This is a genomic window from Pseudomonas promysalinigenes, from assembly GCF_014269025.2.
Taxonomy (GTDB): Bacteria; Pseudomonadota; Gammaproteobacteria; order Pseudomonadales; family Pseudomonadaceae; genus Aquipseudomonas; species Aquipseudomonas promysalinigenes.
Genome location: NZ_CP077094.1, coordinates 3,402,775 through 3,415,137 on the forward strand (window position 1 = coordinate 3,402,775; position 12,363 = coordinate 3,415,137).

Below are 12,363 nucleotides of genomic sequence, written 5' to 3' on the forward strand. Positions count from 1 at the left end.
GTGATCCAGTTTCTCGTCAATCAGGTGCTGCGCAGCGAGCATGCCCTGGACCCTAACATGACGGTGCTGCAATACCTGCGCGAGCACCTGGGCAAACCCGGCACCAAAGAAGGCTGCGCCAGTGGCGACTGTGGCGCCTGCACCGTAGTGGTGGGCGAGCTCGTGCAGAACGAAGCTGGCGAGGACAGCCTGCGCTACCGCAGCCTCAATTCATGCCTGACGTTCGTTTCTTCCCTGCACGGCAAGCAATTGATCAGCGTCGAAGACCTCAAGCACAACGGCCAGTTGCACAGTGTGCAGCAGGCCATGGCCGACTGCCACGGCTCGCAGTGCGGCTTTTGCACGCCTGGCTTCGTCATGTCGTTGTTCGCCCTGCAGAAGAACAGCCAGGGCGCCGACCTGCAGCAAGCTCAGGAAGCCCTTGCCGGCAACCTGTGCCGCTGTACCGGCTATCGGCCGATCCTCGACGCGGCCGAGCAGAGCTGCCGCCAGCCATGCCGCGACCAGTTCGATGCCCAGCAAGCGCAGACCATAGCCCGCTTGAAAGCCATCGCGCCAACTCAGACCGGCGAACTCAATACCGGCGACAAGCGCTGCCTGGTGCCGCTGACCGTTGCCGATCTGGCCGATCTATACAGCTCGCACCCCGAAGCGCGTCTGCTGGCAGGAGGTACCGATCTGGCACTGGAAGTCACCCAGTTCCACAAGGCCCTGCCGGTGATGATCTATGTGGGCCATGTCGCTGAGCTCAAACGTATCGACAAGACCGCCACCCACCTGGAAATCGGCGCCGCCACCGCGCTTACCGATTGCTACGGCGCACTCAACGAGGAGTACCCGGACTTCGGCGACCTGCTGCACCGCTTCGCTTCGCTGCAGATCCGCAACCAGGGCACCCTGGGTGGCAACATCGGTAACGCCTCGCCGATTGGCGATTCGCCTCCCCTGCTGATTGCCCTGGATGCGCAGGTCGTCTTGCGCCAGGGCGAACGTCAGCGGGTCATGCCGCTGGAAGATTATTTTATCGACTACCGCATCACTGCCCGCCAGGAGAGTGAGTTCATCGAGAAGATCATCGTGCCACGCGCCAGCAAAGACTGGGCCTTTCGCGCCTACAAAGTGTCCAAACGCCTGGACGACGACATCTCCGCAGTCTGCGCAGCCTTCAACTTGAGCATCGAAGATGGCGTAGTCAGCGGCGTGCGCATCGCCTTCGGCGGCATGGCGGCCATCCCCAAACGCGCTCGCGCTTGCGAAGCAGCCTTGCGCGGCAAGCCCTGGAACCAGGCCAGCATCGAGCGCGCCTGCCTGGCTCTGGCCGAAGACTTCACCCCGCTCAGCGACTTCCGCGCCAGCAAGGAATACCGCCTGCTCACCGCGCAAAACCTGCTGCGCAAATACTTCATCGAACAGCAAACGCCTTACATCGAGACACGGGTGACCGATTATGTCTAACCATCACGTTGCCAAGAGCCAGGCCGAGATGGCCGAACTGTTCCGCCAGGACCTGACCAGCGGGGTCGGGCGCAGCATCAAGCACGACAGTGCCGACAAGCATGTGTCTGGCGAAGCGATTTACATCGATGACCGCCTGGAATTCCCGAACCAGTTGCACGTATACGCTCGCACCGCTGACCGCGCCCATGCGCGTATCCTGCGCATCGATACCAGCCCTTGCTATGCCTTCGAGGGCGTGCGAATCGCCATTACCCATGAGGATATTCCGGGCCTCAAGGACATCGGCCCGGTGGTCGCTGGCGACCCGCTGCTGGCCATCGATAAAGTCGAGTTCTTCGGCCAGCCGGTGCTGGCCGTGGCGGCCCGTGACCTGGACACTGCACGGCGTGCCGCTATGGCCGCCATTGTCGAGTACGAAGACCTGGAGCCGGTACTGGACGTGGTCGAGGCGCTGCGCAAGAAGCATTTCGTGCTCGACAGCCACACACACCAGCGCGGCGATGCTGCCGCAGCCCTGGCGAGCGCCCCGCATCGCCTGCAAGGCACGCTGCACATCGGCGGCCAAGAGCACTTCTACCTGGAAACTCAGATCTCCTCGGTGATGCCTACCGAGGACGGCGGCATGATCGTCTACTGCTCCACCCAAAACCCAACGGAAGTGCAGAAGCTGGTCGCCGAAGTGCTCGACGTCCCCATGAACAAAGTGGTGCTGGACATGCGCCGCATGGGTGGCGGCTTTGGCGGCAAGGAAACCCAGGCAGCAAGCCCGGCCTGCCTGTGCGCGGTGATTGCGCGCCTGACCGGCCAGCCAACCAAGATGCGCCTGCCAAGGGTCGAAGACATGACTATGACCGGCAAGCGCCACCCATTCTACGTGGAGTACGACGTCGGCTTCGACGACGACGGCCGCCTGCATGGCATCAATCTGGACCTGGCCGGCAACTGCGGCTACTCGCCAGACCTGTCCGGCTCGATCGTCGACCGTGCCATGTTCCACTCCGACAACGCCTACTACCTGGGCGATGCGACCGTGCACGGCCACCGCTGCAAGACCAACACCGCCTCCAATACCGCCTACCGTGGCTTTGGCGGCCCTCAGGGTATGGTCGCCATCGAGCAAGTGATGGACCACATCGCCCGCCATCTGGGCCGCGATCCGCTGGCGGTGCGCAAGGCCAACTATTACGGCAAGACCGAACGCAACGTCACCCACTACTACCAGACGGTCGAGCACAACATGCTCGAAGAAATGACGGCCGAGCTCGAAGCCAGCAGCGACTACGCTGAGCGTCGCGAATCGATCCGCCGCTTCAACGCCAATAGCCCGGTTTTGAAAAAGGGCCTGGCGCTGACGCCGGTCAAGTTCGGCATCTCGTTCACTGCCACGTTCCTGAACCAGGCCGGTGCGCTGATTCACATCTACACCGACGGCAGCATCCACCTGAACCATGGCGGCACCGAGATGGGCCAAGGCCTCAACACCAAGGTGGCGCAGGTAGTGGCGCAGGTGTTCCAAGTTGATTTCAGCCGTATCCAGATCACCGCCACCAATACCGACAAGGTTCCCAATACCTCGCCGACTGCGGCTTCCAGCGGTGCCGACCTGAACGGCAAGGCTGCCCAGAACGCCGCACAGATCCTCAAGCAGCGCCTGACCGAGTTCGCCGCACGGCACTATCAGGTGACCGAGGAAGACGTCGAGTTTCGCAACGGCCATGTGCGGGTGCGTGACCAGATCGTCAGTTTCGAACAGTTGGTGCAACAGGCGTACTTCGCCCAGGTATCGCTGTCGAGCACCGGTTTCTACCGCACGCCGAAAATCTACTACGACCGCAGCCAGGCACGCGGCCGCCCCTTCTACTACTTCGCCTTCGGCGCTGCCTGTGTGGAAGTGATCGTCGACACCCTGACCGGCGAATATAAGATGCTGCGCGCCGACATCCTGCATGACGTGGGCGATTCGCTGAACCCGGCCATCGATATTGGTCAGGTCGAGGGCGGGTTCATTCAGGGCATGGGCTGGCTGACGACCGAAGAGCTGGTGTGGAACGCCAAAGGCAAGCTGATGACCAACGGCCCTGCCAGCTACAAGATTCCGGCTGTGGCCGACATGCCGCTGGACCTGCGGGTGAAGCTGGTGGAGAACCGCAAGAACCCGGAAGACACCGTGTTCCACTCCAAAGCCGTCGGCGAGCCACCGTTCATGCTCGGCATTGCCGCCTGGTGCGCGCTCAAGGACGCGGTGGCAAGCATCGCCGACTACCGTGTGCAACCCAATATCGACGCGCCGGCCACGCCGGAGCGGGTGTTGTGGGGCTGTGAGCAGATGCGCAAAGCGGTGGCTCAGCAACCATCCGCCGAGCAAGAACTGGAAACCGTGACTCACTGACAGCGAGAATCACAGTGGGGGCACCGGCCAAGACGGCGGTGCGACTCCCTCGCATTCGCGGGCAAACCTGCCCCCACTGTGGACTGGATAGCCCCTTCAAGAGGTTATGGATCATGCACCATTGGATCAACGCCCTCGCCGACCATCAGGCCCGTGGTGAAGCCTGCGTGCTGGTGACTATCATCGAGGAACGCGGCTCGACCCCGCGCAACGCAGGTTCGAAAATGGTCGTCAGCGCCACAGCCCTGTATGACACCATCGGCGGTGGCCACCTGGAATACAAGGCGCTGCACATCGCCCGCCAGATGCTCGAAGAGCACCGCAGCACACCGCACCTCGAGCGCTTCAGCCTCGGCGCCAGCCTTGGCCAGTGCTGCGGTGGTGCCACTGTGCTGCTGTTCGAACCCATGGCCGCGGTGCAAGCGCAGATCGCCGTTTTCGGCGCGGGCCATGTCGGCCGTGCTCTGGTACCCTTGCTCGCCGCGCTGCCCTGCCGAGTGCGCTGGATCGACTCGCGTGAGCAGGAATTCCCCGAGTTCATCCCCAACGGGGTGAGCAAGATCGTCAGTGACGAACCGGTCGACGAGGTTGCAGATCTGCCACCAGGCAGCTACTGCATCGTCATGACCCACAACCACCAGCTCGACCTGGAACTGACCGCCGCCATTCTCAAGCGCAACGATTTCACCTGGTTTGGCTTGATCGGCTCGAAAACCAAGCGGGTCAAATTCGAGCATCGCCTGCGCGAACGCGGCTATGACGATGCTCTGCTGGCGCGTATGCGTTGCCCGATGGGCTTGCCTGAAGTCAAGGGCAAACTGCCGATCGAAATTGCCGTGTCCATCGCCGGCGAAATCATTGCCACCTACAACGCTTGCTTTGGCCAGCATGACGCTGCCGCCAATGCCGGCCCCATTGCCCAGTTGCTGCCCCCCTCCCGGCGCAGCCAAGCCATTTGACGAGTGTGATATGACCGCTACCCGCAAAGCCTACCGTGCCGCCATCCTGCACAGCATCGCCGACCCGGCCGAGGTAGGCCTGGACGCTTCCCATGAATACTTCGAGGACGGCCTGCTGGTGATCGACGACGGCCGCATCAGCGCTGTCGGCCATGCCAGCGAGCTGCTGCCGAGCCTGGCGGCCGACATCGAAGTGGTGCATTACCAGGACGCACTGATCACCCCGGGCTTCATCGATACCCACATCCATTTCCCGCAGACTGGCATGATCGGCTCCTACGGCGAACAGCTGCTGGACTGGCTCAACACCTACACCTTCCCATGCGAGAAGCAGTTCGCCGACAAGGATCACGCCGACAAGGTCGCGAAAATTTTCCTCAAGGAGTTGCTGCGCAACGGCACCACCACTGCCCTGGTGTTCGGCAGCGTGCACCCGCAATCGGTCAACGCCCTGTTCGAGGAAGCCGAGCGCCTCGACCTGCGCATGATCGCCGGCAAAGTGATGATGGACCGCAACGCCCCGGACTACCTCACCGACACTGCCGAGTCCAGCTATACCGAAAGCAAGCAGCTCATCGAACGCTGGCATGGCAAGGGCCGCCTGCATTACGCGGTGACCCCGCGCTTCGCTCCAACCAGCACACCGCAGCAACTGGCCCTGGCCGGCCAATTGCTCAAGGAGCACCCCGGGCTCTACATGCACACCCACCTGTCGGAAAACCTTAAGGAAATCGATTGGGTGAAGGAGCTGTTCCCGGAGCAGAAGGGTTACCTGGACGTCTATGACCACTTCGAGCTGCTCAGCGAGCGCTCGGTGTTCGCCCACGGCGTGCACCTGTGCGACAGTGAATGCCAACGCCTGGCCGAAACCGGTTCGGCCGTGGCGTTCTGCCCCACTTCCAACCTGTTCCTGGGCAGTGGCCTTTTCAACCTGCCCCAGGCCGAGCGCTTCAAGGTCAACGTGGGTTTGGGCACCGACGTTGGCGCCGGTACCAGCTTCTCGCTGCTCAACACCCTGAACGAAGCCTACAAAGTGATGCAACTGCAAGGCGCGCGTCTGCACCCTTACAAGTCGCTGTACCTGGCAACGCTTGGCGGCGCCCGTGCGTTGCGCCTGGATGACCGCATCGGCAGCCTGCGCCCAGGCAACGATGCCGACTTCGTGGTGCTCGACTACAAGGCCACACCGCTGCTGGACTACCGCATTCAGCAGTCTGCCAGCATCGAAGAAACCCTGTTCGTGCTGACTACTTTGGGCGACGACCGTACCGTGCGCGAAACTTACGCGGCAGGGCGCTGCGTGCATCAGCGCTAAGGCACCTGCGTAAGGTGGGGTAATACGGCTTTTCGGAAATAAGCGGCGAAGCGTCGATGGCTGTGGGGGCACTCCCACACAGCCATCACGTGGGCCGAACGATCAACCCTTGACGGAAACCTTGGGCTTTTTGAGCAAGTGCGAGAACACGGCGTGCAGATCGTCCGAGGCGCTTTCGTCGTCCAGGTTCAGCTTGCTATCGATATGATCCATGTGGTGCATCATCAGGCTCACGGCCTGCTCGGCATCGCGCGCCTCAATGGCGTCGATCAACTGCATGTGCTCGTCATAGGAGCAATGCGAGCGAGTGCCGCTTTCATACTGGGCGATGATCAGCGAGGTTTGCGACACCAGGCTGCGCTGAAAGCTGACCAGTGGGGCGTTGCCTGCGGCCTCAGCCAGTTTCAGGTGAAATTCGCCAGACAGACGAATACCGGCTCCACGGTCACCACGAGAGAAGCTGTCACGCTCCTCACGCACCATCTGGCGCAGTTCGTTGAGCTGCTCCACGGTAGCATGCTGCACCGCCAGCTCGGTGATGGCGCGCTCCACCATGCGGCGGGAGAAAAATACCTGACGCGCCTCTTCGACCGTTGGGCTGGCCACCACCGCGCCGCGGTTCGGCCGTAACAGTACGACACTTTCATGGGCTAGGCGCGACAAGGCACGGCGAATGATGGTGCGGCTGACGCCGAAGATCTCACCCAGCGCTTCCTCGCTCAACTTGGTGCCCGGCGCCAATCGCTGCTCGAGGATCGCCTCGAAAATGTGCGCGTAGACGATGTCATCCTGGGTACCACTGCGGCCGGCCTTGCCAGTACGCGCAGGTTTTTTCAGAGGTTGCAGCTGTTCGTTCATGGGCTCTCGAAGCACGAAGAGAAAGTATGACGCCATTGTACACAGGCTGAGGCGATTGAGCAGGGGCGTTTAAGCCATATAGCCGTTATACGCCGCACTGCGCGCACAAAAGATAAAACATTATTTGCATTCTTTGTACACAAAAGCATAATCCATCGAGCAACTTCTTGACCCGTAAGTCAACTAAGCGCGTCAGACGTCTGCCTTCCCTCGAGGAGCCACCAAGTGCATTGCTCAGGACCGGCTCCCACAACAACAAGAAAGACTTGAGGAGTACCGCTGTGGAAAGCCGCAAATCCGAAGCACCTACGCTGGATCTCGCGCCACCACTCGAAACGAGTTGGCTGGAACGGATTTTCAAACTCAAGCAACATGGCAGCACCGTCAAAACCGAAATGATCGCCGGGGTGACCACCTTCATCACCATGGCGTATATCATCTTCGTCAACCCAAACATCATGGCCGACGCTGGCATCGACCATGGTGCAGCCTTCGTGGCCACCTGCATCGCCGCAGCCCTGGGCTGCCTGCTGATGGGCCTGTATGCCAACTGGCCGGTCGGCCTGGCGCCGGGCATGGGACTCAATGCTTTCTTCACCTATACCGTGGTCGGCACCATGGGCTACAACTGGGAAACAGCGCTGGGGGCGGTGTTCGTCTCGGGTGTGCTGTTCATGTTCCTGACCTTGTCGAAAGTGCGTGAATGGTTGCTCAACAGCATTCCGGTCAGCCTGCGCCATGCCATGGGGGCCGGCGTCGGATTGTTTCTCGGGCTGATCGGCCTGAAGACCGCCGGCATCATCGTCGACAGCCCAGCCACTTTGATCAAGCTAGGGTCGCTGCACGAGCCTGGGCCACTGCTGGCGGCGGTGTGCTTCCTGCTTATAGCCATTCTCAGCTACAAGCGTGTATTCGGCGCGATCCTGATCAGCATCATCGGTGTCACCCTGGCCGGCTGGGGGCTGGGCCTGGTCAAGTTCAACGGTGTGATGTCGATGCCACCAAGCCTTGCACCCACCTGGATGGCCATGGACGTAGCCGGTGTGTTCAACGTCAGCATGATCAGCGTGGTGCTGGCGTTTCTGTTCGTGCACATGTTCGACACCGCCGGCACGTTGATGGGCGTGGCCCAGCGGGCCAACCTGGTGGCGCCGGACGGGCGTATCGAGAACTTGTCGAAGGCGTTGAAGGCTGACAGTGCTTCAAGCGTGTTCGGTGCTGTGGTGGGTGTGCCACCGGTCACCAGCTATGTGGAAAGTGCCGCAGGGGTCGCGGCAGGTGGTCGCACTGGCCTTACCGCCGTAGTCGTCGGCATCCTGTTCATCGCCGCGATGTTCTTCGCCCCCCTGGCGGGCATGATTCCCGCCTATGCCACTGCCGGCGCACTGATCTATGTGGCGATGCTGATGATGGGCAGCATGGCACACATCCATTGGGACGAAGCCACCGACAGCATTCCGGCGATCGTCACGGTGATCATGATGCCGCTGACCTTCTCGGTCGCCGATGGCATTGCTCTGGGCTTCATCAGCTATGTGGCGTTGAAGGCGGGGACCGGCAAGTACAAGGAAATTTCGGCCAGCCTGTGGGTGTTGTGCGCGATCTTCATTGCCAAATTCGTGTTTCTCTGACCCCAACTGCATCAGCCAAAGGCGCCACGGCGCCTCTGGCTGTTTTCAGAGCATCTAAAGCGATCCCCACAGACTGATATTTTTGTCAGGTGCCAGCAGCAGTGGTGTTTGATACAAATCGTGCAGACCTCGTCAGCGTTATCACCGGAGGCTAATCAATGCGCGATACGGCCTTCCCTGCCTGCTCCTATACGCCTTATGGCTACAGCCAGCCGCGCAAAAGCCAGCTGGGGTTCAACGGTGAGTATCAAGAGGCGCTGACCGGTCTTTATCAGTTAGGCAACGGATACCGAACCTACAGCCCATCGCTCATGAGGTTCCATAGCCCAGACGCCCTGAGCCCTTTCGGCGAAGGAGGGGCCAATCCCTATGGTTTCTGCCTGTGTGACCCGATAAACCTGACAGACCCTTCTGGTCGGGCCCCCGCTCTTATCGCGCAAGTCAAAGGCTGGTTCAAGCCAGGCAAAAAGCTCGTAGCCGACACGTGGGACCTCACTGAAAAATCCCTGTTCCCACGTCGTTCGCAGTCCGAGCAAGGCTTTATCGAAGGAAGATACGTGATCAATGAATACGTCAAGAAACTCTCTTCAGGCACACCCTTCATAGATAAGCTGGCCGCCGTGAACAACAACCTGGCAAGCCATGGTGATGGTTCCTTGAGTCGCGATCACGCAGATGCCTACGTCAGGATTGCACAACGCACTAAAAGCGGGAGTATTTCCAACACTTCAGCCCATGTGCTTGCTAGCCAGGAATGGATGAAAGAGCAAGGGCCAACGCGCGTGGTCGGTACCTTTTTCAATCTGGGAGGAGCCTTGGGTGCCGGCGTTGAAGATCACGTATTGATGAAGACGGGTAAGTCACTGCACGTCAGGGGAAATGGAATTCGCAATGGCATCGATCTCTAGACGAAAAAAAGCCCGCCAGTGTGAGAGCGGGCTAAAGGACCTACGAAGATTCTTCTAGCGACCAACTAGCTTCCACGATAGGTCGAATAGCTGTAAGGCGAGATCAGCAATGGCACGTGGTAGTGCTCTTGCTGCTCGTCGATGCCAAAACGCAGCACTACAACATCCAGAAACGCCTGGGCCGGCAGTTGTACGCCGCGGGCGCGGTAGTAATCACCTGCGCTGAACTGCAACTGATATACCCCTGTGCGGTAGTCATCACCTTGCAGCAACGGCGAGTCGACGCGCCCATCGCTATTGGTCAACGCAGTATTCACCAGCTCCAGCTGCTGGCCTTCGACGCGGTACAGCTCGACCTTGATCGAGCTGCCTGGGCAGCCATGCGCGGCATCCAGTACGTGAGTGGTCAAACGTCCCATCTGCTTGTCGCCTCTTGTTCAATCTATGGGCAAAAAATACACAGCTGACGCCCCAATTCAGGGCTTGCGATGTGCGGGAATGACGCCATTAAGACATTTCAGCGTGAGATTGTACACAATTTTTTGAATCCCTTGGCTGCGCCGCCGGCAAACCAGCGGCTAGACCCAGATATAGACACCGTGCAGCGTCTCGGGTCAATTATTGACCAATTAGGCAGGTTTCTTGCAGGCCTATTTGTAACCCAGCCTCAGGCGACAAAAGGGGAGAAATGCGGAAAAACAGGCTTACAAATGATTTCAGAAGTTGTATACAATCATCCCATCTGGTGGTGCGACATCCCGACGCGGCTCGCCCACCCCGCACCAACACACAAGAAGGAAGACTGCAGTGAGCGCTGACTATCCTCGCGACCTGATCGGTTACGGCAACACTCCCCCTCACCCGCACTGGCCGGGCAACGCTCGCATCGCGCTGTCTTTCGTTCTGAACTATGAAGAAGGCGGTGAACGCAACATATTGCACGGCGACAAAGAGTCCGAAGCCTTCCTTTCCGAAATGGTCGCCGCCCAGCCGCTGCAGGGCGCGCGCAACATGAGCATGGAGTCGCTGTACGAGTATGGCAGCCGCGCTGGCGTATGGCGCCTGCTCAAGCTGTTCAAGGACAGCGGCGTACCGCTGACCATCTTCGCCGTGGCCATGGCCGCCCAGCGCCACCCCGACGTGATCCGCGCCATGGTCGAAGCCGGCCACGAGATCTGCAGCCACGGCTACCGCTGGATTGACTACCAGTACATGGACGAAGCGCAGGAGCGCGAGCACATGCTCGAAGCCATCCGCATTCTCACCGAACTCACGGGCGAGCGCCCACTGGGCTGGTACACCGGCCGCACCGGGCCGAATACTCGCCGCCTGGTGATGGAAGAAGGTGGTTTTCTGTATGACAGCGACACCTATGACGACGACCTGCCCTACTGGGAGCCGAACAACCCTACCGGCAAACCGCACCTGGTGATCCCTTACACCCTGGACACCAACGACATGCGCTTCACCCAGGTCCAGGGCTTCAACTGCGGCGAGCAGTTCTACCAGTACCTCAAGGACGCTTTCGACGTGCTCTACGCCGAGGGTGCCGAGGCCCCGAAAATGTTATCCATCGGCCTGCACTGCCGCCTGGTCGGCCGCCCGGCGCGCCTGGCTGCGCTCAAGCGCTTCGTCGATTACGCCAAAAGCCATGACCAGGTCTGGTTCGCCCGTCGTGTGGACATCGCTCGCCACTGGCACGCCACCCACCCGTACAAGAAAGAGAACGCCTGATGACCGCTTTCAACACACTCAAGCCTTCCACCCTGGACCGTGATGCCTTCGTCAAGGCATTCGCCGACATCTACGAGCACTCGCCGTGGGTTGCCGAAAAGGCTTACGACCTGGGCCAACTGGGTGAGCTGGACGAGATCGAGGTACTGCACCAGCGCATGAGCGATATCCTGCTGAGCGCCAACCACGCTGACCAACTGGCGCTGATCAACGCTCACCCGGACCTGGCCGGTAAAGCCGCCGTGCAAGGCCAATTGACCGAGTCGAGCACCAATGAGCAGGCGGGCGCGGGCATCCACCAATGCACCCCTGAAGAATTCGCCCGTTTCACCGAACTCAATGACGCCTACAAAGCCAAGTTCCAGTTCCCGTTCATCATGGCGGTCAAAGGCAGCAACCGGCATCAGATCCTCGCCTCTTTCGAAAAGCGCATTCACAACGATGCCGAGGCCGAATTCAAGGAAGCCCTGGCGCAGATCAACCTGATTGCACTGTTCCGCCTGCTGCAACTGTAAACCGCAGCCGAACCCCATTTAGAACAACGCACAAGAGAAGAGATAACCCATGCGCACCCTGATGATCGAGCCCCTGAGCAAAGAAGCATTCGCCCCTTTCGGTGACGTGATCGAAACCGATGGCAGCGACCACTTCATGATCAACAACGGCTCGACCATGCGTTTTCACAAGCTCGCCACGGTCGAGACCGCCGAGCCTGAAGACAAGGCGATCATCAGCATCTTCCGCGCCGACGCGCTGGACATGCCGCTGACCGTGCGCATGCTGGAACGCCATCCGCTGGGCAGCCAGGCTTTCATCCCGCTGCTCGGCAACCCCTTTCTGATCGTGGTCGCGCCCGTTGGCGATGCACCTGTATCAGGCTTGGTCCGTGCCTTCCGTAGTAATGGCAGGCAGGGCGTTAATTACCATCGCGGCGTCTGGCACCACCCGGTGCTGACGATCGAAAAGCGGGATGATTTCCTGGTGGTTGATCGCAGCGGTTCTGGCAACAACTGCGATGAGCATTACTTCACCGAGGAACAGATGCTGATCCTCAATCCCCACCAATAAGAAAAGGTCGATCATCCTTCACGGTGATCGGCAGAGGTACATA

The 12,363-nt window shown here is 60.2% G+C and carries 11 protein-coding genes; 9 read left to right on the top strand and 2 right to left on the bottom strand.

The annotated features are described in order from the left end of the window. The 4 genes from xdhA (at position 1) to guaD (ending at position 6,121) form a co-directional block, all read left to right on the top strand. The gene (gene xdhA, locus HU725_RS15550; RefSeq protein WP_186478464.1) at positions 1-1,455 is read left to right on the top strand and encodes a xanthine dehydrogenase small subunit; all 1,455 of its coding nucleotides are present in this window, start codon (positions 1-3) and stop codon (positions 1,453-1,455) included. Then, positions 1,448-3,847 (top strand): xanthine dehydrogenase molybdopterin binding subunit, encoded by a 2,400-nt coding sequence (xdhB, locus tag HU725_RS15555; protein WP_060476847.1) that lies wholly within the window; start codon positions 1,448-1,450, stop codon positions 3,845-3,847. Before xdhA ends, xdhB begins: the two co-directional genes overlap by 8 nt. Before the next feature lie 113 nt (positions 3,848-3,960). Then, the gene (gene xdhC, locus HU725_RS15560; RefSeq protein WP_060476848.1) at positions 3,961-4,806 is read left to right on the top strand and encodes a xanthine dehydrogenase accessory protein XdhC; all 846 of its coding nucleotides are present in this window, start codon (positions 3,961-3,963) and stop codon (positions 4,804-4,806) included. A gap of 10 nt (positions 4,807-4,816) precedes the next feature. Further along, entirely contained in the window at positions 4,817-6,121 is a 1,305-nt protein-coding gene (gene guaD / locus HU725_RS15565) for a guanine deaminase (protein WP_186478465.1), read from the top strand. Positions 6,122-6,223: 102 nt separating this feature from the next. Here guaD and HU725_RS15570 read toward each other — a convergent pair whose 3' ends face one another. After that, positions 6,224-6,979: a GntR family transcriptional regulator gene (locus HU725_RS15570; protein WP_060476850.1), complete on the bottom strand. Its 756-nt coding sequence runs from the start codon at positions 6,977-6,979 to the stop codon at positions 6,224-6,226. A 281-nt stretch (positions 6,980-7,260) separates the two neighbouring features. On the opposite strand from HU725_RS15570, the gene HU725_RS15575 reads away from it, so the two are divergent. Both HU725_RS15575 and HU725_RS15580 read left to right on the top strand, forming a co-directional pair. Next, positions 7,261-8,610: an NCS2 family permease gene (locus tag HU725_RS15575; protein WP_186478466.1), complete on the top strand. Its 1,350-nt coding sequence runs from the start codon at positions 7,261-7,263 to the stop codon at positions 8,608-8,610. 158 nt (positions 8,611-8,768) lie between these two features. Beyond that, a complete protein-coding gene (locus HU725_RS15580) occupies positions 8,769-9,518 on the top strand; it encodes an RHS repeat-associated core domain-containing protein (protein ID WP_186478467.1) in 750 nt (249 codons plus the stop codon). 65 nt (positions 9,519-9,583) lie between these two features. Here the strand turns inward: HU725_RS15580 and uraH are convergent, their stop codons facing one another. Next, positions 9,584-9,937, bottom strand: a complete 354-nt coding sequence (gene uraH / locus HU725_RS15585; protein WP_060476852.1) for a hydroxyisourate hydrolase — start codon at positions 9,935-9,937, stop codon at positions 9,584-9,586. Positions 9,938-10,325: 388 nt separating this feature from the next. Between uraH and puuE the strand changes: the two genes are divergently transcribed. From puuE to HU725_RS15600, 3 genes are read left to right on the top strand one after another with little or no spacing between them, the layout of a single operon-like run. Continuing rightward, the gene (gene puuE, locus HU725_RS15590) at positions 10,326-11,252 is read left to right on the top strand and encodes an allantoinase PuuE (protein ID WP_060476853.1); all 927 of its coding nucleotides are present in this window, start codon (positions 10,326-10,328) and stop codon (positions 11,250-11,252) included. Beyond that, complete coding sequence (gene uraD, locus HU725_RS15595) at positions 11,252-11,767, top strand: 2-oxo-4-hydroxy-4-carboxy-5-ureidoimidazoline decarboxylase (RefSeq protein ID WP_186478468.1); 516 nt, start codon at positions 11,252-11,254, stop codon at positions 11,765-11,767. The genes puuE and uraD overlap by 1 nt, the downstream gene beginning before the upstream one ends. Positions 11,768-11,816: 49 nt before the next feature. Then, positions 11,817-12,320 carry an ureidoglycolate lyase gene (locus HU725_RS15600; protein WP_056801462.1) on the top strand — a complete coding sequence of 168 codons (504 nt, stop codon included), beginning with the start codon at positions 11,817-11,819 and terminating at the stop codon, positions 12,318-12,320. Positions 12,321-12,363 lie beyond the last annotated feature (43 nt).